Here is a 21,138-nt window from a genome sequence, read left to right as displayed (position 1 = left end):
GGGCGGCGGGCTGGTGCCCGCGACCGGCGCGGGCGCGGCCATCGCGCTGGTCGCCGCCGGGCAGCTCGCGGCGGCGGGTGCGGGCGCCTTGGCCGCGCGGACCAGGGGGCACGGTCCTGGGCAGGGCGGCGGGCCGAGTGGCGGGCAGAGTGGCGCTGCGCTGGACTGAGGGGGTGAGCCACCTCGACACCGCCCGGGAGATCGCCGACCGCGCCGTCCACCAGGTGGTGGACTGGGACGCCCCGACACCCTGTTCGGACTGGACGACCCGGGAATTGCTCAACCACCTGACCGCCGAACAGCTGTGGGTGCCGCACCTGCTGCGCGGCGAGACCGTCGACGACGTCGGGGACCGCTACGACGGCGACGTCCTGGGCGCGGACCCGGTCGCGGCCTGGGAGCGGGCGAACGCGGGAGCGGCGCGGGCCTGGCGGGGCATCCCGGACGACCGGACCGTGCACCTGTCCGCAGGCGACTCCCCCGCCACCGAGTATCGCTGGCAGATGACCCTGGACCTGGCCGTGCACGGCTGGGACCTGGCGCGGGCGGTCGGTGTCGACCCGCAGATCGACGACGGGTTGGCCGAGGCGCTGATCGAGGAGTTCAGCGGGCAGGTCGAGCAGTGGCGGGGGCAGATCTTCGACACCGAGGTCGACGTCGCCGACGGCGCCCCGCCCGCCGATCGCCTTGTCGCCCTGCTCGGCCGCGACCCCGGGTGGCGCGGATGAGCCCGTCGGGCGGGCCACTGTGGTGAACGGATCTTCACAAATTGGCCGTAGACTGGGTGGGTTCAGAACAACCCGACACGAGGAGCACCTCTTCCGTGCGCAAGTCGTCCGCACGCGAGTCCGCATCACCCGGTCGCAGTAGCGGGCCGGGCGACGGGCCCGGCGACCATACCGACCCGGGAACCGAGCGGGGTGCGCGGTGACCGGTTTCCTGGTCAGCGTCCTCGGCCTGCTGGTCGTCGTCGCCCTCACCCTCGGCACCGCGCTGTTCGTCGCCGCCGAGTTCTCCCTGACCACCCTCGAACGCAGCCAGGTCGACTCCCACGTCGAGCAGGTCGGTGACCGGCGCGCGGTGGCCATCGCCAAGGCGCACCGGACGCTGTCGTTCCAGCTCTCCGGCGCCCAGCTCGGCATCACCATCACCACCCTGGTCACCGGGTACGTCGCCGAACCCGCCATCGCCAACCTGATCGAGCCGCCGCTGGCGTGGACCGGCCTGCCGACGGGCGCGGTCGAGGCGGTCGCGATCGTCATCGCGCTGCTGGTGGCCACCGCGCTGTCGATGGTCTTCGGCGAACTGGTGCCCAAGAACCTGGCCATCGCCAGGCCGCTGCCCACCGCGCGCGCCGTGGCCGGGATGCAGGCGGTGTTCTCCTCGGTGTTCCGCTGGCTGATCAACGGCCTGAACGGGTCGGCGAACTGGGTCGTGCGCAGGCTCGGCGTGGAGCCGCAGGAGGAGCTGCGCTCGGCCCGCTCGGCGCAGGAGCTGGGCGGCCTGGTCCGCTCCAGCGCCGCCTCGGGCACCATCGACACCGGCACGGCCACGCTGCTGAGCCGGTCGCTGCGCTTCGGCGACCGCACCGCCGACGAGCTGATGACCCCGCGCGTGCAGGTGCAGGCGCTGCGCGCGGACGCCACCGTGCTCGACCTGATCGAGCTGGCCAGGGCGACCGGGCACTCCCGCTTCCCGGTGCACGGCGGCGACTTGGACGAGATCCGCGGCGTCGTGCACGTCAAGCAGGTGTTCAACGTGCCGTCCGCGGTGCGCGCGACCACCCGGGTGGCGTCGCTGGCCCGGCCGGTGCCGACCGTCCCGGAGACCCTCGACGGCGACGTGCTGCTGGAACGGCTGCGCGGGTCGGGCCTCCAGGTGGCGGTGGTCGTCGACGAGTACGGCGGCACCGCGGGCCTGGTCACCCTGGAGGACCTGGTCGAGGAGATCATCGGCGACGTCCGCGACGAGCACGACCGCGGCGAGGTCAACCCGGTGCGCCCGCTGGGCCGGGAGAGCTGGATGGTGTCGGGCCTGCTGCGCGACGACGAGCTGGCCGACGCCACCGGGTTCCGGATGCCCGAGGGCGAGTACGAGACGGTCGCGGGCCTGGTGCTGAGCAGGCTGGGCCGCATCCCCGAGGTCAACGACGAGATCCGGCTGGACGGCTGGCGGATCACGGTCATGCGGATGGACCGGCACCGGATCGCCGAGCTGCGCGTGGCCCGGCTCCCCCGCCAGGGGGTGACCGCGTGAGCGACTCCCCCGCCGCGGCCGTCCCCGACCGCGTCACCACCGCGCACCACGACCGGGTGGAGACCCACGCATGAGCGACTTCCTCGCCCTGTTCGCCACACTCGTCCTGCTGCTGGGCAACGCGTTCTTCGTCGGCCGTGTCACAGCCGCCATCATCACCGCGCGCCACGACCGGCTGGAGGCCCACGCATGAGCGACTTCCTCGCCCTGTTCGCCACACTCGTCCTCCTGCTGGGCAACGCGTTCTTCGTCGGGGCGGAATTCGCCATCATCACCGCGCGCCGCGACCGGCTGGAGGCGCTGGCCCGCGAGGGCGCCACCCGCGCCGGGGTCGCCGTCGAGGCCAGCCGGGAGCTGCCGCTGCTCATCGCGGGGGCGCAACTGGGCATCACGGTGTGCTCGCTGGGGTTGGGCGCGCTCGCCGAGCCGACCATCGCCAGCCTGCTGGAGGGCCCGTTCGGCGCCCTCGGGCTGCCGGAGGCGGTGGTGCACGGGGTGTCGTTCGCGATCGCCCTGGGCGTGGTGGTCACGCTGCACACCGTGCTCGGCGAGATGGTGCCGAAGAACCTGGCCATCGCCGGGCCGGAGCGGGCGGCCATGGCCCTGGTGCCGGTCCACTTCGCCTTCTGCAAGCTGGTCCGCCCGCTGCTGTCGCTGTTCACCAAGGCGTCCACGGCGGTGCTGCGGCTGTTCGACGTGGTCCCCAGGGACGAGCTGGAGAACGCCTACACCTCCGACGAACTGGCCACCCTCATCGCCGAGTCGCGCGCCGAGGGCCTGCTCGACGACTCCGAGCACCGCAGGCTGACCAACACGCTGAACTCGGCCGAGCGCACGGTGGCCGAGGTGCTGGTGCCGATGGACGAGATCAAGACGGTCCCGCACCCGCCGACCGTCGGCGAGGTGGAGGCGGCGGTGGCCGAGACCGGTTTCTCCCGGTTCCCGGTGCGGATGCCCGACGGCACGCTCAACGGCTACGTGCACGTCAAGGACCTGCTGGACCTGGTCGACGCCGCCCCGGACACCCGCCTGCCCTGGGCTCGGGTCCGCGGCCTGCCCGAGCTGCCCGCCGACTCCCACCTCGACGAGGCGCTGGCCGCCCTGCGCCGGGCGCAGAGCCACCTGGCGAAGGCCGTGTCGGCGGACCGTACGGTGCTCGGTGTCGTGGCACTGGAGGACCTGCTCGAGGAGTACGTGGGTGTCGTACGGGACGGGACGCACATCAGCAACGGCACCTGAGGTGCCCGAGGTGCTGGCGGAAGCCGACTGGCTGGAGCGCAGGGCGGCGCACGAGCGGCGGGTCCGGCGGTGGACCGAACCGCACGTGCGCCGCCGCGCGCTCGGCGAGAAGCACCCGGTCCTGGACTTCCTGTTCACCTACTACTCGCACCGGCCCGCCCACCTGGAGCGCTGGCACCCGGGCGTCGGCGTCGCGCTGGCCGGGCCGCGGGCCGAGGAGTACCTGCGGTGGAAGACCTACCGGCGCACGCCGGACGGGGTCGCGGTGAGCACCGAACTGCCGGAGTCGCGGGTGCGCACCGCCGAGTTCGTCCGCGGCCTGCTGCGGGCCACGGCCTCCCGACCGCCCCGGCTGGGCTGCTTCGGCCTGCACGAGTGGGCCATGGTCTACCGCCAGCCCGAGGAGCAGGTCCGGCACGTGGGCTGGCCGCTGAGGCTGGGCCCCCAGGGCACGGACGCGGTGGTGGAGGCGCAGAAGATCGTCTGCGGGCACTACGACGCCTTCCGGTTCTTCACCGAGCCCGCCCGGCCGCTGAACACCCTGTCGCCGTCGCGCGAGGGCCAGCAGGCGATGGAGCAGCCGGGGTGCCTGCACGCGACCATGGACCTGTTCAAGTGGTCGTACAAGCTGGACCCGTACACGCCGTCGGAACTGGTGGCGGACTGCTTCGAGCTGGCGCTGGAGGTGCGGGCGCTGGACATGCGGGCGAGCCCGTACGACCTGTCCGAGCTGGGCTACTCCCCCGTGCGCATCGAGACCGCCGAGGGCCGCCGGGCCTACGCCGCACTCCAGGCCGACTTCGCCCGCCGCGCGGCGCCGCTGCGCACCCGCCTGATCGAGGTCTGCGACAGGCTGCTCGGCTGAGCCTGTGGATGGATTCCCCCGGGCACCGGGGGCTGCCGGTACGGTGCCGGTGTGGTTGAGAGCAACGTGGAGATCTACACCGACGGCGCGTGCATCCCGAACCCCGGGCCGGGCGGGTGGGGTGCCGTGCTGCGCTTCGGCGGGCACGAACGGGAGCTGTGCGGTGGCGAGGCGACGACGACGACCAACAACCGGATGGAGCTGACCGCGCCGATCCGGGCGCTGGAGAGCCTGACCCGGAAGGTGCCGGTGGCCATCTACACCGACAGCACCTACGTGCGGAACGGGATCACGCAGTGGGTGGCGGGGTGGCGCAAGCGCGGGTGGATGACCTCGACCAACACGCCGGTGAAGAACGTCGACCTGTGGCAGCGGTTGGACGAACTGGTGGGCGAGCACGAGGTCGAGTGGCACTGGGTGAAGGGGCACAGTGGACACCCGGAGAACGAGCGGGCGGACCGGTTGGCGCTCAAGGGGTTGCAGGGTGCGATGCGGGCGGCCGGGTTGCCGGTGGTGGAGGAGCGGCCTGTCGCGGTGGAGCGGAAGAAGCGGGAGCCCGGGCCGATCGGGGAGGGGGCTTGCCGGGCGGTGACGAAGAAGGGGACGCCGTGTCCGGTCACGCCTCGGCCTTCCGGGTTGTGCCACGTGCACGATCCGGCGGTCCAGTGTGGAGTGACCAAGCGGAATGGGGAGCCTTGTGCGATTGCCACCGGGGGCGGGAGGTGTGATTACCACCGTTGAAGCGCGGGATCGCGCTGCCGGGTGGGTCCGCTTCGCTGAACCCGGGCCGCGTGCTTTGGCTCAAGGGCCGGGATTTTGTCGCGGGTGCCCGGGTGGGTGGATCTGCTCGGGCGGGGCCCCTACAGCGATCATGCGCCCAGTGTGACCGAGTGGGGCTGAAGAGATGCCCCACAGCCCAAGCAGGCTTGCACATGATCGCTACCCCCACCCAAGCACATCCACCCACCCGGGCATTTCCGTAGCCGGGCCGACGGTTTCGGGGGTGGCCGGCTTTCGCTGCGCCGATGGGTTCGACGTGGCCTGCCGCCGGGCAGGCCGTTGGCCTGCCCGGCGGCAGCGGGGGTCGGTCAGCCCTCGAAGGTGTCCGGGTTGGGGCCGGTGCGGGTGCCGTTGTCCAGGCCCGCCAGGGTCTTGCGGTCGTCGTCGTCGAGGGTGAAGTCGAAGACGTCGATGTTGGCTCGGATGCGGTCGGGGGTGACCGACTTGGGGATGACGATGTTGCCCAGGTCCAGGTGCCAGCGGAGGATCACCTGGGCGGTGGACTTGCCGTACTTCTCGCCGATCGCGGCGATGGCCTCGTCCTTGAGCAGTTGGCCGGAGGCCAGGGGGCTCCATGCCTCGGTGGCGATGCCGTGCTTCTCGTGGAAGGCGCGCAGTTCGGCCTGCTGGAGGTTGGGGTGCAGCTCGATCTGGTTGACCACCGGGACCACGTCCGTCTCGGCGAGCAGGCGCTCCAGGTGCGGGACGTGGAAGTTGGAGACGCCGATGGAGCGGACCCGGCCGTCGGCGCGCAGCTTCTCGAAGGCCTTGAAGGTGTCGACGTACTTGTCGCGGCGGGGCGAAGCCCAGTGGATCAGGTACAGGTCGAGGTAGTCCAGGCCGAGCTTGGACATGCTCTCGTCGAAGGCGCGGAGGGTGGAGTCGTAGCCCTGTTCGGAGTTCCACAGCTTGGTGGTGACGTGCAGTTCTTCGCGGGGGATGCCCGCGGTGGCGATGGCGGCGCCGGTGCCCTCCTCGTTGCCGTAGATCGCCGCGGTGTCGATGCCGCGGTAGCCCGCCTCCAGTGCGGTGGTCACGGCGGCGGTCACCTCGTCCTGCGGGACCTGCCACACGCCGTAGCCGAGCTGCGGGATGGTGGTGCCGTCGTTGAGGGTGACATTGGGGACTGTGGACATCGAGTGTGCAACCTCCGGATCGCGTTGGTCTCTCTCCCGGCTTACCAACGACGACCCCCACCTGAAACTTCCCCGTGGGCTTCCCCTTGTGAGATGTCCCCCGATAGAGTGGCGGCATGACTGCCGGGTCGGCCTCGCGCCGCACACAGAACGGTCGCCCGGCACTGACGTGATCCGGGGGCCTCCCCCGCGCGCTGGAAGTCCTGAGTGGACTCGCGCGTGAGAGGAGGTGAGATGCGCATGTTCCCCCAGGTCGACGAGACCTTCACCGGCACGGTCGTGGACGTGGCACCGTTCGGTTCGTTCGTCGAGCACCCGAACGGCACCCACGGCCTGCTGTACGGCGAGACCGTCGAGGTCGGCACGACCCTCGATGTCCGGGTCGTGCACTCGGACTCCGTCAAGGAGCGCTACAGCCTGGCCAGGGCGTAGCACGAACCAGCACCGACCAGCACAGACCGCGCGCACCGCCTGATCAACCGGTGCGTGCGCTGAGGACCGCCCGCGGCAGGCGCCGCCGCGGGTCGGGTCCGTCCACACACTCCGGGGGTCGGCTCGGGTCCGCGGTGCGCACCGCGGACCCGAGCCGCTCCCTCAGCCGCTGAACGCCTCGATCGGCGGGCAGGAGCAGACCAGGTTGCGGTCGCCCTTGGCACCGTCGATGCGGCGGACCGGGGGCCAGATCTTCGGGGCCGCCGTGCCTGCGGGGAAGACCGCTTCCTCGCGGCTGTACGGGTGGTCCCACTTGCCGGTGACCGACGCCGCCGTGTGCGGGGCGTTGACCAGCGGGTTGTCGTCGCGGGGCCAGTCGCCCGCCGCGACCTGGTCGATCTCGCGGCGGATGGCGATCATGGCGTCGCAGAAGCGGTCGATCTCGGCGAGGTCCTCGCTCTCGGTGGGTTCGACCATGAGGGTGCCCGCGACCGGGAACGACATCGTGGGGGCGTGCAGGCCGTAGTCGGCGAGGCGCTTGGCGACGTCGTCGACCGTGATGCCCGTGGCCTTGGTGATCGGGCGCAGGTCGAGGATGCACTCGTGGGCGACGTGGCCGCCCTCGCCGGTGTAGAGGACCGGGTAGTGCTCGTCGAGGACCCTGGCGACGTAGTTGGCCGCCGCGACCGCGGTCAGGGTGGCGCGGCGCAGGCCGTCGGCGCCCATCATCCGGACGTAGGCCCAGGAGATCGGCAGGATCGACGCCGAACCCCAGGGGGCGGCGCTGATCGGGCCGACCCCGGTCTCCGGGCCCGCGGTGGGCTGGAGGGGGTGGTTGGGCAGGAACGGCGCGAGGTGCTCGCGGACGCCGATCGGGCCGACGCCGGGGCCGCCGCCGCCGTGCGGGATGCAGAAGGTCTTGTGCAGGTTCAGGTGCGACACGTCGGAGCCGAACTTGCCGTAGCGGGCGAGGCCGATCAGCGCGTTGAGGTTGGCGCCGTCCACGTAGACCTGGCCGCCCGCGTCGTGCACGAGCCCGCACACCTCGCGGACGGTGTCCTCGTACACCCCGTGCGTGGACGGGTAGGTGATCATGATCGCGGCGAGGTCGGCCTTGTGCTCCTCGACCATGAGCCGCAGGTGGTCCAGGTCGACGTTGCCGGAGTCGTCGCACTTGACCACGGCGACGCGCATCCCGGCCATGACCGCGCTGGCGGCGTTGGTGCCGTGCGCGCTCGACGGGATCAGGCAGACGTCGCGCTCCCCGTGGCCCTGGGAGCGGTGGTAGGCGCGGATGGCCAGCAGGCCCGCGAACTCGCCCTGGCTGCCCGCGTTCGGTTGCAGGCTCACCGCGTCGTACCCGGTCAGCTCGGCCAGCCAGCGCTCCAGGTCCGCCACGACCCGCAGGATGCCCTCGGCCTGGTCGGCGGGGGCGAACGGGTGCAGGTCGGCGAAGGCGGGCCAGGTGATCGGCTCCATCTCCGCGGTGGCGTTGAGCTTCATCGTGCACGACCCCAGCGGGATCATGCTCCGGTCCAGCGCCACGTCCTTGTCCGACAGCGCGCGCAGGTAGCGCAGCAGGGCGGTCTCGGAGCGGTGCGCGGAGAACACCGGGTGCGTCAGGTACGCCGACTCGCGCAGCAGCGCGGCGGGCAGCGCGTCGGCGGTGCGCAGGTCGAGGGCGTCCACGTCGCCGGACACGCCGAAGGCCCGCCAGACCAGCTCCAGGTGGGCGCGGGTGGTGGTCTCGTCGGTGGTGACGCCCACGTGGTCGGCGTCGGTCAGCCGCAGGTTGACGCCCAGGTCGCGGGCGGCGGCCACCACGTCGGCGGCGCGGCCGGGGACCCGCAGGGTCACGGTGTCGAAGAACCCGTCGGCCACGACCTCGACGCCGCCCGCGCGCAGGCCCTCGGCCAGGACGGCGGCCATCCGGTGGGTGCGGGTGGCGATCGCCCGCAACCCGTCCGGGCCGTGGTAGACCGCGTACATCGACGCGACCACGGCGAGGAGCACCTGCGCGGTGCAGATGTTCGAGGTGGCCTTCTCCCGGCGGATGTGCTGCTCGCGGGTCTGCAACGCCAGCCGGTAGGCCAGGGCGCCGTCCGCGTCGGTGCTCACCCCGACCAGCCGCCCGGGGAGCTGGCGCTCCAGGCCCTTGGCGACCGCCATGTACCCGGCGTGCGGGCCGCCGAAGCCCATCGGCACGCCGAAGCGCTGGGTGGTGCCGACGACGACGTCCGCGCCGATCTCCCCCGGCGGGCGCAGCAGGGTCAGCGCCAGCAGGTCGGCGGCGACGGCGACCTTGGCGCCGCGCTCGTGCGCCTCCGCGATCAGCGCGGCGTGGTCGCGGACGGCGCCGGACGCACCCGGGTAGGACAGCAGGACGCCGTAGAACTCGCCCTCGGGCAGCCCGTCGGCCAGGTCGGCGACGACCAGGTCGATGCCCAGCGGCTCGGCCCTGGTCTCGATCACCGCGATGGTCTGCGGGTAGGTGTCGGCGTCGACGACGAACCGGGGCGACTTCGACCGGCCGCCGCGGCGCAGCAGGGTCATCGCCTCGGCAGCAGCGGTCGACTCGTCGAGCATCGAGGCGTTCGCGGTGGGCAGCCCGGCGAGGTCGGCGACCATGGTCTGGAAGTTCAGCAGCGCCTCCAGCCTGCCCTGGGAGATCTCCGGCTGGTACGGGGTGTAGGCGGTGTACCAGGCGGGGCTCTCCAGCACGTTGCGCCGGATCACCGGCGGGGTCTGGGTGCCGTGGTAGCCCAGGCCGATCATCTGGGTCAGCGTGGTGTTGCGGGCGGCGAGCGCGCGCAGCTCGGCCAGCGCCCCGTGCTCGGTGGCGGGCTCGGGCAGCGACAGGGTCAGGTCGCCCTCGCGGATCGACTCGGGGACCGCGCGGTGCGCCAGCTCCTCCAGCGACCCGACGCCGATGACGTCGAGGATGCGGGCCAGCTCGGCCGGGCGCGGCCCGACGTGCCGGTCGGCGAACGGGGTGCCGTGCTCCAGGGCGGCGAGGGGGATGCGGTCACTGGTCATGCGGGGCTACCTCCGGGTTTCGGGGTCGGGCCTGGGCGGGCTGCGCTGCCCTGGGCCCTCCCCCTCTGTCCGTGCCCGATCACCCGGGCGCCTGAGAGCTTCGTCCGGCCAGTGGCGGACTTGCACCTTCGGCGGGGTCACCCGGCGATGCCCGGGCGACCCGCTTTCCAGAGGCGCCTCACCCACGCGGTCCGTTTGCCTGAGAGGTTCCGGGGAGGATTTGCTCCTTCGGCGCCGGTGCGGCCGGTGGGCCGCCCGGACTCTCCCGCGCGGGTTCGTCGACGTCCCGGCGAGTCTAACCCGCGGACGCGCCGAAACCTCGCGTCGCCGCCCGGGACGTGGTCGGATGCGGGGATGGACACATCCGCCGCCCTCGCCGCCCTGGACCGCGACCTGCGCCGCGACCTGCCCGCCCTGGACGACCACGCGGTGGTCGAGCGCACCCCGCACGTCACCCGGCACGTGGACAAGCGCCCCCGCGGCTGGTCCGGGGTGGTGTGGTGCGACGTGGACGCCACGACGGCGGACGCGGTGGTCGCCGAGGAGGTCGCCCGGTTCCGGGTGCTTCCGGGCGACTGCGAGTGGAAGCACTACCACCACGACCGGTTCCGGGCGCTGCCGGTGCACCTGGTGGCGGCCGGGCTGCGGCCGGGGCAGGTGGAGGCGGTGATGGTGGCCGAGGCCGCGGCCGTGCCCGCGGTCGCCCCGCCCGCCGGGGTGTCGCTGGTGGCGGTGCACGACGCGGCGGGGATCGAGGCGGTGGTGCAGGTGCACGAGGCGGCGTTCGGGGCGCCGTTCGGGTGGCTCGGGGAGCGGCTGCTGGAGCAGCTCGTGGAGTCACCGTCGCGGTTGGACGTGCTCCTCGCCGTGGCCGACGGGGTGCCGGTGAGCGCCGCGCGGACCGAGTACTACCCGGGGACGGCGTTCGCGGGCCTGTGGGGCGGTGGGACGCTGCCGCGGTGGCGCCGCCGCGGGGTCTACCGGGCGCTGGTGTCGCACCGGGCGGAGCTGGCGCGGGCGCGGGGAGTGCGGTACCTGCACGTGGACGCGCTGCCGACGAGCAGGCCGATCCTGGAACGGCTGGGCTTCGTGCGGCTGACCTCGACCACGCCGTACACGCTGCCGGACTGAAACCGGTTTCAGCCCGCGTTGCGGGCGTTGCGGCGGCGGGTCAGCTCGTCCTGGTTCGGCTGGTCAAGCTCCAGGCCGTCGGCGCGCTCGGCCGGGAACTCGTGGATCGTGCCGCTGATCTCGCGGATCGCCCCCGAGACGGCGATGCCGAACACGCCCTGCCCGCCCTGGAGCAGGTCGACAACCTCTTCCGGCGAAGTGCACTCGTAAACAGTCGTGCCGTCGCTGAACAGGGTGATTCTGGCCAGATCCCGCACTCCCCGCTTGCGCAGGTGCTCCACAGCCACTCGGATGTTCTGCAACGAGACACCGGTGTCCAGGAGGCGCTTGACCACTTTGAGGACCAGGACGTCCTTGAACGAGTACAACCGCTGCGACCCGGACCCGGCGGCGCTGCGGACGGTGGGGACCACCAACCCGGTCCGGGCCCAGTAGTCGAGCTGCCGGTAGGTGATGCCCGCGATCTGGCACGCGGCGGGACCGCGGTAGCCGACCAGCTCGTCCGGCAGCGAGGCGTCCGGGAACAGCTCACCCTGTTCCCCGGAGTCCGTACCCTGCTCGAACACGCCTGCCTCCCCTCGTCCGGCCATCGGCGGCCGGCGAACGAGACCGCCCGTTCCGCTGTGGGGAACCGTCGGCCGAGCGCGTCGGCGGTGCGGGGGCGCACGCTCGTGCCCCACCACCGGAGACGACTGCTCGTTCCTGACGGTAAATCGGGCGCGCGGGGAGGTCAACGCGACGCGCGGGGCGCGGCGCGACTCAGGTGTCGGCGCCGCGGAAGTCCTCGGGGGAGACCGAGTCGAGGAACTCGCGGAACTTCTCCACCTCGTCCTCCTGCTCGTCCGGGATGATCAGCCCGGCCTCCTGCAGGACGGAGTCCTCGGCGTGGATGGGCACCCCCACCCGCAGGGCGAGGGCCACCGAGTCGCTGGGGCGGGCCGAGACCCGGATGTCGCCGTCGAAGACCAGCTCCGCGAAGAAGGTGCCCTCCTTCAGGTCGGTGATCCGGACCTGCTCCAGCTCGCGGCCGAGCGCCCCGATCACGTCCTTGAGCAGGTCGTGGGTCAGCGGCCGGGCAGGTCGCACCCCCTGCTGCTCCAGGGCGATCGCGGTGGCCTCCACCGACCCGATCCAGATCGGGAGGTACCGCTCCCCCTCGGCCTCGCGCAGCAACAGGATGGGCTGGTTCTGGGGCAACTCCACCCGGACACCCACGACGCGCATCTCGCTCATCGGGCTCGCCTCCCTCCGCTCGATGGGGCATCGGCGTCCCGTATCCCTTGAGGATCGCCGATCCCCGGCCTCGACGCTACCCGCCATCCGGACCCTGTGCGCGACCATTCCACTTCTGATCTGGTCACACCGGGAAGGGCCGGGGCGGTGAACTCATGTCCCGGTCAGCCTGCGCAGACCCGCGCGGACCAGCAGGGCGTGCAGGTCGACCGACAGGTCTGCCAGGTCGCGGGCCACCTCGTCGGCCCGACCGCGGGCCGCCGGGTCGCGCTGCCGGTACAGCGGGGCGACCACCTGCTCGACCAGCCCCACCTCGCGCTCGGCCGCGGCGCGGAAGGCCCGCAGGTGCCTGGGCTCGATGCCGTAGGCCGCGAGCGAGGCCACCGTGCGGGCGATGGAGACCGCACCGCCGTCGTAGTGGCCGTCGTGGTCGGCGGCCAGCAGGCCGTACTCCTCCAGGGCGCTGAGCAGGTCGTCGCCGACCCCGGCCCTGGCCAGCACCTCGGCGCGCGGCAACCGGGCGCCCTCCGGCAGCGGGTCCACCGGCTCGGGTTCGGCCGCCCGCGCCTGCGGGCGGCCGTTGTCGAGCTGCTCGCGGATGACCCGCAGCGGTAAGTACTGGTCGCGCTGGGCGGCGAGCACGAAGCGCAGCCTGGCCACGTCCGCCTCGGTGAACCGCCGGTACCCCGATGGCGTGCGCTCCGGGCTGATCAGCCCCTCCGATTCCAGGAACCGGATCTTGGAGATGGTCACGTCCGGGAACTCGGGGCGCAGGCGCTCGAGCACCGCGCCGATGCTCGCCCCGTCCCGTTCCGGCCGCGCGGCCGCGCCCGCCACTCGGCGACCCCTAGGCTCCCGCGCCCGGGCCGGTGAGGAACACCAGGCGGAACTTGCCGATCTGCACCTCGTCGCCACCGGCCAGCACGGCCTGGTCGACGGGCTCGCGGTTGACGTAGGTGCCGTTGAGGCTGCCCACGTCGATCACCACGAACTCGCCGCCCTCGCGGCGGAACTCCGCGTGCCGCCGGGAGACGGTGACGTCGTCGAGGAAGATGTCGCTGTCGGGGTGCCGTCCCGCACTGGTGGTGTCGCGGTCGAGCAGGAAGCGCGAGCCCGCGTTCGGGCCGCGCTTGACCACCAGCAGGGCGGACCCGGCGGGCAGGGCGTCCACGCCGGCGACGGCGGGCTCTGGGGCGGGGGCCTCGGTGCGGGCCTCGGGGTCGGCGAGGAAGTCGGCCCGGAAGACCGAAGTCCGTTCCGGAGACTGCTCCGGCGGGACGCCGGGCCCGTCGTTCGTGCTCACCTGAGCTCTCCTCCTGCTGGTACTTCGCTGAACAGTGCCAACGTACCGTGCGCGATCAACCGCCCGGACGGTGGTCCCCCGCTGCTCGGGGAAAGGGTGAAGATCGTCTCACGCCCGCGGCGCCGCGGGCGGCACCGCACGCGGTGTGGCGCCGGACCGGGCTCCGGGAAACCGGCCCCTGACCAGGGGACCCCGGCCGACCTAGTCTCGGGTCAGCGGCTGGTAGCCCTCTGCGTCGAGGAGGGCCTCCACGGCGTCGGGGTCGTCGATGGTGATCTCCACCAGCCAACCCTCGCCGTAGGGGTCGGAGTTGAGCAGCTCGGGCGCCTCGACCGCCTCGTCGTTGACCGCCGTGACCTCGCCGGTGAGCGGGGCGTACAGCTCCGAGACGCTCTTGGTCGACTCGACCTCGCCGATCGGGGAACCCTGCTCGACCCGCTCGCCGACCTCGGGGAGCTGGACGAACACCACGTCGCCGAGCTGCTGCTGGGCGTACTCGGTGATGCCGACCCGGACCAGTACCTCGGTCTTGGTCGCCACCCACTCGTGTTCTTCGGTGTAGCGCAGTTCTTCGGGAATCACCTTCGGTCGCCCTCTCACGACGAGCCTCGCGGGCTGGTTCCGGAGAGCTTAGATGCAGACCGGTCCGGGGTGGTGGCGCAGTGCCGCGCGCGTCTGCACGACGTAGAGCAACCCCGAGTACAGGAACAGGCCCGCACCCCAGATGGCCAGCGCGTACGCGATCGGGCGGGCGACCGTGGCGGCGGTGGAGGCGCCCTGGGCGAGCAGCAGCAGCGGGAAGGCGTACATCAGGTTGAACGTGGCCGCCTTCCCGACGTAGGTCACCTCCGGCGGGGCGAAGCCGCCCCGCCGGAGGAGACCGATGCACACCGCCACCAGCAGGTCCCTGGCCACCAGCACGGCCGCCACCCACCACGGCACGATGTCGCGCAGGACGAAGGCGACGATCGTGGCCAGGGTGTAGAGCCGGTCGGCGGCGGGGTCGAGCAGCGCGCCGAGCCTGCTGGTCTGGTCGAGCCAGCGGGCGATCTTGCCGTCGAGGTAGTCCGACAGGCCGCTGAACATCAGCAGCGCGATCGCCCAGCCGTCGGCGCGCGGACCCAGCAGCAGGTACAGGAAGACCGGCACGCCCGCCAACCGCAGCACGCTGAGCGCGTTGGGGATGGTGAGCACCCGGTCGGGGAGTCGCTCCCCCGGGTCGTCGGTGGGGCCGGGGGCCGCGTCGGACATGACCGCAGCGTATTCGGGGGGAGCCCCGCTCCGGCGGCCGGTCGCCCGTCCGGGTCAGTCGGCCCGGTGGTGGGTCCAGCCCTGCCGGTCGAGGGCGGCGGGGGTCAGGCGGGCGAGCCTGCCGTACCCGTCGAGGCCCACCCACACGGGCGGTTCGAGGACGAAGGCGCGGCCGTTGCTCCACACCACGCTGCACGGGGCGGTCGGCAGGGACCGCGCGGTGCCGGGTGCGGGCTGGCCGCCGGGTATCGCGGGGGGTGCGTCGGTCGGTGCGTCGATCTGCGTCGTCTCGCTCATCACGTGTCCTCACTGCCACGGGGGCCGGCTTCCGACCGGCATGTCGGAAGCCAAGCACCCCGCGTTAGCAACGGTCCGCACAAAAGGCGTTACCGCTTGTTAAGGTCCCGGGTGTGGGGTGTTAATGCGAAACCTTCTCCTGTGCCAGGACTTCCAGGAGGGTTTCGCAGAACCGGGGCAGGTCGTCGGGCTTGCGGCTGGTCACCAGTGTGGAGCCGTCGGATGTGTCCACGACGACCTCCTGGTCCACCCACTCCGCGCCCGCGTTGCGCAGGTCGGTTTGCAGGCTGGGCCACGAGGTGACCCGGCGCCCGCGCACGACGTCGGCCTCGATCAGCGTCCACGGCGCGTGGCAGATCGCCGCCACCGGCTTGCCGGTGTCGAAGAACGTCTTGGTGAAGCGGACCGCGCCGGGGTCGGTGCGCAGGAAGTCCGGGTTCGCCACCCCGCCGGGCAGCACGAGCGCGGCGTAGTCGGCCGGGTCGGCGTCGGCGGTGGTCTTGTCCACCGGGAACGTGTCGGCCTTGTCCAGGTGGTTGAACGCCTGCACGGTGCCGCTGTCGGTGGAGACCAGCACGGGGGTGCCCCCGGCGTTCTCGACCGCCTTCCACGGCTCGGTCAGCTCGACCTGCTCGATGCCCTCGGGGGCCACGAGGAACGCGACCTTGCGGTCGGTGAGGGGCGACATGGTGCTCCTTCCGGTCGGGTTGTCCCACAGGGGTTCCCGACCGGGGGGCGCTTAATCATCCGCGTAGGTCGGGGAAGTCGTCCTCGGTGAACTCACCGGCGACCCGTGCGTCCGCCCCGGCGTGGGCGTCGCGCTCGCGCCCGCGCAGCTCGACGCGGCGGATCTTCCCGGAGATGGTCTTGGGCAGCTCGCCGAACTCCAGCCTGCGGATCCGCTTGTAGGGGGCCAACTGCTCGCGGGCGAAGGCCAGGATGGACCGGGCGGTGTCGGCGTCGGGCTCGTACCCGGCGGCGAGCACCACGTAGGCCTTGGGCACCGACAGCCGGATCGGGTCGGGGGACGGCACCACGGCGGCCTCGGCCACGGCGGGGTGCTCGATCAGGACGCTCTCCAGCTCGAACGGCGAGATGCGGTAGTCCGATGCCTTGAACACGTCGTCCGCGCGGCCGACGTAGGTGATGTAGCCGTCCGCGTCGCGGGAGCCGACGTCGCCGGTGTGGTAGAAGCCGTCGCGCATGGACTCGGCGGTGCGCTCGTTGTCGTCGGCGTAGCCCACCATCAGCCCGACCGGCTTGGACGCCAGTTCCACGCAGATCTCGCCCTCGTCGGCGAGGTCGCCGGTGGCCGGGTCGACCAGGGCGATGCGGAACCCGGGCAGCGGGCGGCCCATCGAGCCCGCCTTCACCGGCTGACCGGGGGTGTTGGCGACCTGCACGCTGGTCTCGGTCTGCCCGAACCCGTCGCGGATGGTCACCCCCCACGCCCTCGACACCTGCTCGATCACCTCGGGGTTGAGCGGCTCCCCGGCGCCCACGACCTTGCGCGGCGGGGTCCGCAACTGGCCGAGGTCGGCCTGGATGAGCATCCGCCAGACGGTGGGCGGGGCGCAGAAGCTGGTGACCCCGCACCGGTCCATCCGGGACATCAGCGCGGTCGCGTCGAACCGGGTGTAGTTGTAGAGGAAGACGGTGGCCTCGGCGTTCCACGGCGCGAAGACGTTGCTCCAGGCGTGCTTCGCCCAGCCGGGCGAGGAGATGTTGAGGTGCACGTCGCCGGGGCGCAGGCCGATCCAGTACATGGTGGACAGGTGGCCCACCGGGTAGGACACGTGGGTGTGCTCGACCAGCTTGGGCCGGGCGGTGGTGCCGGAGGTGAAGTAGAGCAGCAGCGTGTCGTCCGCCCCGGTCGGCCCGTCCGGGGTGAACCCCGCGGGGGTCTCGGTCGAATCGGCGTAGGACTCCCACCCGTCGACCGGCTCCCCCACGGCGATGCGGGTGTAGTGCCCGGGCACGTCGTCGAACTTCGCGGTGTCGGCGGACCGGACCACCACGTGCTTGGCCAGCCCGCGGTCCACCCGGTCGCGCAGGTCGGCGGCGGCGAGCAGGGTGGTGGCCGGGATGATCACCGCCCCGAGCTTGATCGAGGCCAGGATGACCTCCCACAGCTCACCCTGGTTACCCAGCATCAGCACCAGCCGGTCGCCCCGGCGCACCCCGAGCCCGCGCAACCAGTTGGCCACCTGGTCCGACCGGCGGGACAGCTCCGCGTAGGTCCACTTCCCCTCGGTGCCGTCCTCCTCGACGATCCACAGCGCGGGCCTGCTCGCGGTGGGCTCCTCGGCGGCCACGACGTCGAACCAGTCCAACGCCCAGTTGAAGCTCGACGGGCGGGGCCACTCGAACTCGGCGTAGGCGCGGTCGTAGTCGTCGCCGTGCTCCAGCAGGAAGTCGCGGGCGGCACGGAACTCGTCGGTGGCCTGGCGCACGGTTCTGCTCCTCGTTGACTCGACAACCGCGATCGAGCCTGCCCTACCGGCCTGCCACCCGCCACTCCCCCGGCGTCTACTCCCCCTTGAACTCCGGCGGCCTGCGCTCCAGGAACGCCTGCACCGCTTCGCCGAGGTCCTTGCTGGGGAGGAAGGCGGCGTTCCAGGCGGCGACGTAGCGCAGGCCGTCGGCGACGCGGCGGTCGCGGTCCTGGCCGAGGACGTCCTTGGTGCCCTGCACGACCAGCGGCGGGTTGGCGGCGATCTCGGCGGCGAGTTCGCGGGCGGCGGCGAGGACGGCGGCCTGGTCGTCGTAGACGTCGTTGACCAGGCCGATGCGCTGGGCGCGGGCCGCGTCGATGTTCTTGCCGGTGAGCGCGAGTTCGCGCAGGTGGCCCTCGCCGATGATGCCGGAGAGGCGTTGCAGGCTGCCCAGGTCGGCGACGATGGCGACCTTGACCTCGCGGACGCTGAACTTGGCGTCGGCGCTGGCGATGCGGATGTCGGCGGCGGCGATGACGTCGACCCCGCCGCCGATGCACCAGCCGCTGACCGCGGCGATCACCGGTTTGCGGCAGGCGGCGACCGAGGTCACCGAGTCCTGCAGGCCGCGGATCTGGGCGAGGAAGTCGGTGCGCGGGCCCGCCAGCGAGTCGGCGCCGAGCAGGCCACCCCAGGAGGACATCATCGCGGGCAGGTCGAGGCCGTAGGAGAAGTGCGGGCCGCTGCCGGTCAGCACGACCGCGCGGACCTCGGGGTCGGCGTCGAGCTCGCCGAACACCAGCGGCAGTTCCCGCCAGAAGTCGGGGCCCATGGCGTTGCCCTTGCCGGGGCCGAGCAGGGTGACTTCGGCGATGTGGTCGGCCACGTCGACCTTGAGCGAGACCAGGTTCTCCGTCATGGAAGCAGTATTACCCATCGGTAACATCCAGACCAACCCCCGTTGCACCCGATCGAGTGACCCGAATGGCCGTGGACCGTCGGGCCCGGCCGGTAAGTTGCGCACGCGAGCCAGAACGAGGGGAGCCCGGATGGCAAGCCAGAGCGTGATGTCCACGCCGATCTTCGACGAACTGCTGCGCGAGATGCGCGCGGGCAGCGCGGAGGACGCGACCGAGCAGCCCGAGGGGGAGACCGCCGCCACCCCCCGGCCCGCCGCGCAACCGCCGCAACCGCAGGCCCAGCCCGGCGGGCGGCGCAGGCGCGACTCGGACTGAGCCCCGCCCGCGGCACCGCTCCCACAAGGTCCTACCGACGGGTAACCTGAGGGGATGACCGTGGAGCGCGCGCACTCGTTCACCTTCGCCGGGCACACCCTGCGCTACACCGAGTTCGGTGGCGGGGGCCGCTTGGTCGTGCTGACCCACGGCCAGTTGATGACCAGGACCATGCACGCCCCGCTGGCCAGGGCGCTGGCCGCCGCCGGGTACCGGGTGGTCACCCTGGACCTGCTGGGGCACGGCGAGTCCGACCGCCCGACCGAGTCGTGGCGCTACTCCATGAGCACCTGGGCCACCCAGGTCGTCGGCCTGCTCGACCACCTGGGGGTCGAGCGCGCGGTCGTCGGCGGCACCTCGCTGGGCGCCAACGTCACCCTGGAGGTGGCGGTGGCCGCCCCGGAGCGGCTGCTCGGCGTGGTCGTGGAGATGCCGGTGCTGGACAACGCGATCGTGGCCGGGCTGCTGGCCTTCACCCCGCTGCTGTTCACCGCCCGGTTCCTGCCGCCCGCCGTGCGCGCGGTGGCCTGGCTGGCCGACCGGGTGCCGCGCGGGCACCAGTGGGTGGACACCGTGACCGAGACCCTGCACCAGGAGCCCGCCGCGATGGCGGCGGCGGTGCACGGCATCTTCTTCGGGAGGATCGCCCCGCCCACCACGCTGCGCGCCGCGATCCCCGTCCCCGCGCTGGTGATCGGGCACAAGCGCGACCCGATCCACCCCTTCGGCGACGCGCACATGCTGGCGGGCGAGCTGCCGGACGCGCGGTTCATCGAGGCGAGCAGCCCGGTCGAGCTGCGGTTCAACCCAGACCGGCTGACCACCGCGATCACCGCCTTCCTCGACGAGCGCTTCGCCGCGACCGGCGCCGCCACCGCCAGGGCGGAATGAACCCCGGGGTCCGGTTGGTCGGGATTTGACACCTCCCCCCGGTGCTGCACCAGACTCCGCGCATGGGGGGAAACGGGTTCCTCGCGCCGTTGCGCGAGGGGATGTTCCGCAGGCTGGCCATCGGCCGGGTCACCACGTTCGTCGGCAACGCGATCGCGCCGGTGGCGCTGGCGTTCGCCGTGCTGGACCTGACCGGGTCGGTGGTGGCGCTGGGGATCGTGGTGGGGGCGCGGTCGATCGCCAACGTGGCGCTGCTGCTGCTCGGCGGGGTGCTGGCCGACCGGCTGCCCCGGTCGGTGATCCTGCAGGGCGCGAGCACGGCCGCGGCGGTGTCGCAGGCGCTGACCGCGGCGGCGGTGCTGCTCGGGTTCGCCTCGGTGCCGCTGCTGGTGGTGCTGAGCGTGGTCAACGGCGCGGTGTCGGCGGCGTCGCTGCCCGCCGCGTCGGCGCTGACCCCGCAGACCGTGCCACCGGGGCTGGTGCGGCAGGCGAACGCGCTGGTGCGGATGGGCATCAACACCGCCGTGGTCACCGGGGCGTCGCTGGGCGGGATGCTCGCGGCGCTGGCCTCACCGGGCTGGGCGATGGCGGTGGCGGCGGGGACCTTCGCGGTCGCGTCGTTCTTCTACGCGCGGGTCCGGGCACCGGAGATCGACGACGACGCACCGACCCGGCCGTGGGCGGACCTGCGCGCCGGGTGGCGGGAGTTCACCGCGCGGTCCTGGGTGTGGTCGGTGGTCGCGGCGATGATGGTGATCAACGCGGCGGTGGTCGGCGGGATGCAGGTGCTCGGCCCCTCGGTGGCCGACACCACCGTCGGCAGGCTCGCCTGGGGGTTCGTGCTGGGCGCGCAGACCGTCGGCGCTCTGGTCGGCGGGGTGCTGGCGAGCCGGTGGCAGCCGAGGCGGGCGCTGGTGTTCGGCACCGCGCTGGTGGCGCTGATGGCGCTGCCGCTGCTCACCCTGGCGCACGCGCCGCAGGTGGTGCCGCTGCTGGTGGCCAACTTCGTCGGCGGGTTCGCCGTGGAGCAGTTCGGCATCGCCTGGGACGTGGCGCTGCAGGAGAACGTGCCGCAGGACCACCTGGCCCGGGTCTACTCCTACGACGCGGCGGGCTCGTTCGTCGCCATCCCCATCGGGGAGATCGCGGTCGGCCCGCTGTCGCACCGCTTCGGCACTGCGCTGACGCTGAGCGGGCTCGCGGTCCTGGTCGTGCTCGCCGTGGCAGGCGCCCTGTGCTCACCGAGCCTGCGCACGCTGACCCGGGGCGACGCGCGGCCGGTGACCTGACCGTCCCGTCCGGTCCGCGCTACCGGGGATCGAGGGCATGATGCGAGGTGTGGACGGATCACGGCAGACCGGACAGCACCCCTGACCGCCGCGAGGAACCGGCCCGCCTCGAACCCTCCATCGGCATCCCCGGGCTGCGGCACGAACGCACCGCGCTCGGACCGCCCTGACCTCGACCGGGTGCCCGGAATGGCTGCGGGCGCCGACGTGCTCCCGGTGGTGGGACAGCGGACAACACCCGGTGAACCCGAACCGCGCCACCGCGGGGCAGGCGCCGGGCGCTCGGGGCACACCCCCGCTAGCGCAACCCTGTGCCACCTCCACCGCGA

The 21,138-nt window shown here is 72.6% G+C and carries 22 protein-coding genes, 1 pseudogene and 1 riboswitch; of the genes and pseudogenes, 11 read left to right on the top strand and 12 right to left on the bottom strand.

Features of this window, described 5'->3' with window-relative positions:
* Positions 1–173 precede the first annotated feature (173 nt).
* From L6E12_RS23965 to rnhA, 6 genes and pseudogenes are all read left to right on the top strand, one after another.
* A complete protein-coding gene (locus tag L6E12_RS23965; protein WP_236230177.1) occupies positions 174–728 on the top strand; it encodes a TIGR03086 family metal-binding protein in 555 nt (184 codons plus the stop codon).
* 199 nt (positions 729–927) lie between these two features.
* Positions 928–2,256 carry a hemolysin family protein gene (locus L6E12_RS23960; RefSeq protein WP_236230176.1) on the top strand — a complete coding sequence of 443 codons (1,329 nt, stop codon included), beginning with the start codon at positions 928–930 and terminating at the stop codon, positions 2,254–2,256.
* Between the two features lie 70 nt (positions 2,257–2,326).
* Complete coding sequence (locus L6E12_RS34855) at positions 2,327–2,449, top strand: hypothetical protein (RefSeq protein ID WP_255683405.1); 123 nt, start codon at positions 2,327–2,329, stop codon at positions 2,447–2,449.
* On the top strand, positions 2,446–3,495 hold the full coding sequence (locus L6E12_RS23955; protein ID WP_236230175.1) for a hemolysin family protein: 1,050 nt from the start codon (positions 2,446–2,448) through the stop codon (positions 3,493–3,495). The genes L6E12_RS34855 and L6E12_RS23955 overlap by 4 nt, the downstream gene beginning before the upstream one ends.
* 1 nt (position 3,496) lies before the next feature.
* Positions 3,497–4,360 carry a 3-methyladenine DNA glycosylase gene (locus L6E12_RS23950; RefSeq protein WP_236230174.1) on the top strand — a complete coding sequence of 288 codons (864 nt, stop codon included), beginning with the start codon at positions 3,497–3,499 and terminating at the stop codon, positions 4,358–4,360.
* Between the two features lie 51 nt (positions 4,361–4,411).
* Positions 4,412–4,873 (top strand): annotated as a pseudogene (rnhA, locus tag L6E12_RS23945) (ribonuclease HI); the annotation flags it as partial.
* Positions 4,874–5,448: 575 nt separating this feature from the next.
* On the opposite strand, the gene L6E12_RS23940 reads toward rnhA, so the two are convergent.
* A complete protein-coding gene (locus L6E12_RS23940; RefSeq protein ID WP_236230173.1) occupies positions 5,449–6,276 on the bottom strand; it encodes an aldo/keto reductase in 828 nt (275 codons plus the stop codon).
* A 234-nt stretch (positions 6,277–6,510) separates the two neighbouring features.
* Between L6E12_RS23940 and L6E12_RS23935 the strand changes: the two genes are divergently transcribed.
* The gene (locus L6E12_RS23935) at positions 6,511–6,708 is read left to right on the top strand and encodes a hypothetical protein (RefSeq protein ID WP_236230172.1); all 198 of its coding nucleotides are present in this window, start codon (positions 6,511–6,513) and stop codon (positions 6,706–6,708) included.
* A gap of 162 nt (positions 6,709–6,870) precedes the next feature.
* On the opposite strand, the gene gcvP is transcribed toward L6E12_RS23935, so the two are convergent.
* Entirely contained in the window at positions 6,871–9,744 is a 2,874-nt protein-coding gene (gene gcvP, locus L6E12_RS23930) for an aminomethyl-transferring glycine dehydrogenase (protein ID WP_236230171.1), read from the bottom strand.
* Positions 9,745–9,921: 177 nt separating this feature from the next.
* Positions 9,922–10,022: riboswitch (glycine riboswitch) on the bottom strand.
* Positions 10,023–10,098: 76 nt separating this feature from the next.
* Here gcvP and L6E12_RS23925 point away from each other — a divergent pair.
* Positions 10,099–10,875: a GNAT family N-acetyltransferase gene (locus L6E12_RS23925; protein WP_236230170.1), complete on the top strand. Its 777-nt coding sequence runs from the start codon at positions 10,099–10,101 to the stop codon at positions 10,873–10,875.
* Between the two features lie 8 nt (positions 10,876–10,883).
* Here the strand turns inward: L6E12_RS23925 and L6E12_RS23920 are convergent, their stop codons facing one another.
* From L6E12_RS23920 to L6E12_RS23875, 10 genes are all read right to left on the bottom strand, one after another.
* The gene (locus L6E12_RS23920; RefSeq protein ID WP_052021668.1) at positions 10,884–11,465 is read right to left on the bottom strand and encodes a MerR family transcriptional regulator; all 582 of its coding nucleotides are present in this window, start codon (positions 11,463–11,465) and stop codon (positions 10,884–10,886) included.
* Between the two features lie 169 nt (positions 11,466–11,634).
* Positions 11,635–12,108: a bifunctional nuclease family protein gene (locus tag L6E12_RS23915; RefSeq protein ID WP_035286403.1), complete on the bottom strand. Its 474-nt coding sequence runs from the start codon at positions 12,106–12,108 to the stop codon at positions 11,635–11,637.
* Positions 12,109–12,261: 153 nt separating this feature from the next.
* Positions 12,262–12,894: a MerR family transcriptional regulator gene (locus L6E12_RS23910; RefSeq protein WP_236230169.1), complete on the bottom strand. Its 633-nt coding sequence runs from the start codon at positions 12,892–12,894 to the stop codon at positions 12,262–12,264.
* Positions 12,895–12,955: 61 nt separating this feature from the next.
* Positions 12,956–13,411, bottom strand: coding sequence for a glycogen accumulation regulator GarA (gene garA, locus L6E12_RS23905; protein WP_110082387.1), 456 nt, complete (start codon positions 13,409–13,411; stop codon positions 12,956–12,958).
* Between the two features lie 201 nt (positions 13,412–13,612).
* Positions 13,613–13,993 (bottom strand): glycine cleavage system protein GcvH, encoded by a 381-nt coding sequence (gcvH, locus tag L6E12_RS23900; protein WP_236230168.1) that lies wholly within the window; start codon positions 13,991–13,993, stop codon positions 13,613–13,615.
* A gap of 48 nt (positions 13,994–14,041) precedes the next feature.
* Entirely contained in the window at positions 14,042–14,662 is a 621-nt protein-coding gene (locus L6E12_RS23895) for a CDP-alcohol phosphatidyltransferase family protein (RefSeq protein ID WP_236230167.1), read from the bottom strand.
* A 54-nt stretch (positions 14,663–14,716) separates the two neighbouring features.
* A complete protein-coding gene (locus L6E12_RS23890; RefSeq protein ID WP_236230166.1) occupies positions 14,717–14,959 on the bottom strand; it encodes a hypothetical protein in 243 nt (80 codons plus the stop codon).
* 121 nt (positions 14,960–15,080) lie between these two features.
* Positions 15,081–15,647, bottom strand: a complete 567-nt coding sequence (locus L6E12_RS23885; RefSeq protein ID WP_236230165.1) for a type 1 glutamine amidotransferase domain-containing protein — start codon at positions 15,645–15,647, stop codon at positions 15,081–15,083.
* A 55-nt stretch (positions 15,648–15,702) separates the two neighbouring features.
* Positions 15,703–17,412, bottom strand: coding sequence for an AMP-binding protein (locus tag L6E12_RS23880; RefSeq protein ID WP_236230164.1), 1,710 nt, complete (start codon positions 17,410–17,412; stop codon positions 15,703–15,705).
* 76 nt (positions 17,413–17,488) lie between these two features.
* Positions 17,489–18,313, bottom strand: coding sequence for a crotonase/enoyl-CoA hydratase family protein (locus L6E12_RS23875; protein WP_374201937.1), 825 nt, complete (start codon positions 18,311–18,313; stop codon positions 17,489–17,491).
* Between the two features lie 130 nt (positions 18,314–18,443).
* On the opposite strand from L6E12_RS23875, the gene L6E12_RS23870 reads away from it, so the two are divergent.
* From L6E12_RS23870 to L6E12_RS23860, 3 genes are all read left to right on the top strand, one after another.
* Positions 18,444–18,629, top strand: a complete 186-nt coding sequence (locus L6E12_RS23870) for a hypothetical protein (protein ID WP_236230162.1) — start codon at positions 18,444–18,446, stop codon at positions 18,627–18,629.
* Positions 18,630–18,683: 54 nt separating this feature from the next.
* Complete coding sequence (locus tag L6E12_RS23865; RefSeq protein ID WP_236230161.1) at positions 18,684–19,520, top strand: alpha/beta fold hydrolase; 837 nt, start codon at positions 18,684–18,686, stop codon at positions 19,518–19,520.
* 62 nt (positions 19,521–19,582) lie between these two features.
* Positions 19,583–20,809: an MFS transporter gene (locus L6E12_RS23860; protein WP_236230160.1), complete on the top strand. Its 1,227-nt coding sequence runs from the start codon at positions 19,583–19,585 to the stop codon at positions 20,807–20,809.
* Positions 20,810–21,138: the final 329 nt, after the last annotated feature.

The sequence above is a fragment of the Actinokineospora sp. PR83 genome, from assembly GCF_021056305.1.
GTDB lineage: Bacteria > Actinomycetota > Actinomycetes > Mycobacteriales > Pseudonocardiaceae > Actinokineospora > Actinokineospora spheciospongiae.
This window is presented reverse-complemented; position numbering and strand designations above follow the sequence as displayed.

Excerpts from the sequence above, each read along its gene's own strand:
- L6E12_RS23955 (WP_236230175.1), top strand. The coding sequence starts at position 2,446 with ATGAGCGACTTCCTCGCCCTGTTCGCCACACTCGTCCTCCTGCTGGGC.
- L6E12_RS23885 (WP_236230165.1), bottom strand. The coding sequence starts at position 15,647 with ATGTCGCCCCTCACCGACCGCAAGGTCGCGTTCCTCGTGGCCCCCGAG.
- L6E12_RS23915 (WP_035286403.1), bottom strand. The coding sequence starts at position 12,108 with ATGAGCGAGATGCGCGTCGTGGGTGTCCGGGTGGAGTTGCCCCAGAAC.
- L6E12_RS23940 (WP_236230173.1), bottom strand. The coding sequence starts at position 6,276 with ATGTCCACAGTCCCCAATGTCACCCTCAACGACGGCACCACCATCCCG.
- L6E12_RS23920 (WP_052021668.1), bottom strand. The coding sequence starts at position 11,465 with ATGGCCGGACGAGGGGAGGCAGGCGTGTTCGAGCAGGGTACGGACTCC.
- L6E12_RS23890 (WP_236230166.1), bottom strand. The coding sequence starts at position 14,959 with ATGAGCGAGACGACGCAGATCGACGCACCGACCGACGCACCCCCCGCG.
- L6E12_RS23860 (WP_236230160.1), top strand. The coding sequence starts at position 19,583 with ATGGGGGGAAACGGGTTCCTCGCGCCGTTGCGCGAGGGGATGTTCCGC.
- L6E12_RS23875 (WP_374201937.1), bottom strand. The coding sequence starts at position 18,313 with ATGACGGAGAACCTGGTCTCGCTCAAGGTCGACGTGGCCGACCACATC.
- L6E12_RS23870 (WP_236230162.1), top strand. The coding sequence starts at position 18,444 with ATGGCAAGCCAGAGCGTGATGTCCACGCCGATCTTCGACGAACTGCTG.
- L6E12_RS23865 (WP_236230161.1), top strand. The coding sequence starts at position 18,684 with ATGACCGTGGAGCGCGCGCACTCGTTCACCTTCGCCGGGCACACCCTG.
- L6E12_RS34855 (WP_255683405.1), top strand. The coding sequence starts at position 2,327 with ATGAGCGACTTCCTCGCCCTGTTCGCCACACTCGTCCTGCTGCTGGGC.
- L6E12_RS23925 (WP_236230170.1), top strand. The coding sequence starts at position 10,099 with ATGGACACATCCGCCGCCCTCGCCGCCCTGGACCGCGACCTGCGCCGC.
- gcvP (WP_236230171.1), bottom strand. The coding sequence starts at position 9,744 with ATGACCAGTGACCGCATCCCCCTCGCCGCCCTGGAGCACGGCACCCCG.
- L6E12_RS23935 (WP_236230172.1), top strand. The coding sequence starts at position 6,511 with ATGCGCATGTTCCCCCAGGTCGACGAGACCTTCACCGGCACGGTCGTG.
- L6E12_RS23895 (WP_236230167.1), bottom strand. The coding sequence starts at position 14,662 with ATGTCCGACGCGGCCCCCGGCCCCACCGACGACCCGGGGGAGCGACTC.